Origin of the sequence: Candidatus Magnetaquicoccus inordinatus (assembly GCF_004217665.1) — a bacterium.
In the GTDB taxonomy this organism is placed as follows: domain Bacteria; phylum Pseudomonadota; class Magnetococcia; order Magnetococcales; family Magnetaquicoccaceae; genus Magnetaquicoccus; species Magnetaquicoccus inordinatus.
Genome location: NZ_RXIU01000422.1, coordinates 1 through 1,523 on the forward strand (window position 1 = coordinate 1; position 1,523 = coordinate 1,523).

General features: G+C 52.4%; 2 protein-coding genes. Both read left to right on the plus strand.

The genetic code is table 11. The features are described from left to right. Window positions 1–472: 472 nt before the first annotated feature. Complete coding sequence (locus EJP87_RS16210) at window positions 473–1,102, plus strand: hypothetical protein (protein ID WP_130472884.1); 630 nt, start codon at window positions 473–475, stop codon at window positions 1,100–1,102. 152 nt (window positions 1,103–1,254) lie between these two features. After that, on the plus strand, window positions 1,255–1,476 hold the full coding sequence (locus EJP87_RS16220; RefSeq protein WP_130472885.1) for a hypothetical protein: 222 nt from the start codon (window positions 1,255–1,257) through the stop codon (window positions 1,474–1,476). Window positions 1,477–1,523: the final 47 nt, after the last annotated feature.

Consider the following 1,523-nt stretch of genomic DNA (forward strand, 5'->3'; position numbering starts at 1 on the left):
CCAACTGGCAGAATCACCGCGAAAACGTAAGCGACAAATGGCTGTATCGGGGAAAACATGTTAGCGCATATGGGGCGGTATCCCCAACCGGGACATTGATGGACTCTCTGCCTATTGGAGGGTCTTTCCCACACTGCGGGGGATTCTGTTTGCAGACGTTCCCGGTCGTCCGGGATACAGCCAACCCAAGGTTGATGCGGGTCAGGTCAAAGCCACCATCTTTGACAATCCAGAATTTGCCACCTTCAACCAACAGGTCACGCAACTCTTCTCCAACTGGAAAGCAGCCAACACCCCTCTTCTGACCGGCATCAAACAGAGCGACCGACCCAAGGCACTGATTGAAACCCTTTCAGAAAACCTTCTGGAAACCTTCCGCACGGCGCAACGGGTCTCCTCATTGATAGATGCCTACAACGTCTACCAGCATCTGATGGATTATTGGGCTGAGACCATGCAGGATGACGTGTGGATGATTGTGGCTGACGGTTGGAGAGCCATGCAGGATGGCAAACCCAACACGGACCTGCTTCCACAATCACTTATCATTCACCGCTATTTTGCCAAGGAACAAGCGGCGATTGAGAACCTGGAAGCCGACCGGGATGCCATCAGTCGCCAGATGGAGGAGATGGAAGAGGAACAAGGCGGTGAAGAGGGTTTGTTGGCTGAAGCCAAAACGGATGCGGGTAAACTGACCGCCAAGAGTGTGAAGGACCGCCACAAAGCCATCCTGAGAGACCGGGAGGCAGCAGAAGAACGTAAAGTCCTGGAAGCGTATCTGGGATGGATGGAGAAAGAATCCGCTGCCACACGCAAGGTAAGGGAGGCCCAGAAGGCTCTTGAACTTAAAGTGTCTGCAAAATACAGCCAATTGACCGAAGCTGAGGTCAAGAGTCTGGTGGTGGAGGACAAATGGTTGGCAACTCTGGCCGCACGGGTCCAGAGTGAACTGGACCGGGTGAGTCAGGCACTCACCGGTCGTATCCGTCAGTTGACTGAACGCTACGCCACACCACTGCCCCAACTGGCGGGTGAGGTGGAGAGTCTGTCTGCTCGTGTGGATGAACACTTGGCCAAAATGGGGTTTGTGTGGAAATGATTTTAAAGGTGGCGAATTTGAGACCTTTAAAAAAAGAGGCTGGACTGAACAGTTTTCATCTGACGCCCAGAAAGTGGATTGATAAAACCAACTTCAGGTGCTCACCGCGCAGAGTAGGGTCAGGGCTTTAGGCGACAACAGCGGTGAAGACCATGAATGAACAGATTGAGGTTCGTATGGAAGTGAGACCTGGGTACAAGCAGACTGAGGTTGGGGTGATTCCAGAGGATTGGGATGTTAAATCCTTAGCATTGCTATCTGAGAAAATCATGGTTGGCATCGCGAGTGCGGCTACACATGCTTACAGGGACAAGGGCATTGCACTCCTGAGAAATCAGAACATAGCTGCGACCCAAAGCAGCTCCACCACTTGACCGTTCATTCCTGCTGCTCCTGTATTGACTCTGCAAACGCTGGTATC

Excerpts from the sequence above, each read along its gene's own strand:
- EJP87_RS16210 (WP_130472884.1), top strand. The coding sequence starts at position 473 with ATGATTGTGGCTGACGGTTGGAGAGCCATGCAGGATGGCAAACCCAAC.
- EJP87_RS16220 (WP_130472885.1), top strand. The coding sequence starts at position 1,255 with ATGAATGAACAGATTGAGGTTCGTATGGAAGTGAGACCTGGGTACAAG.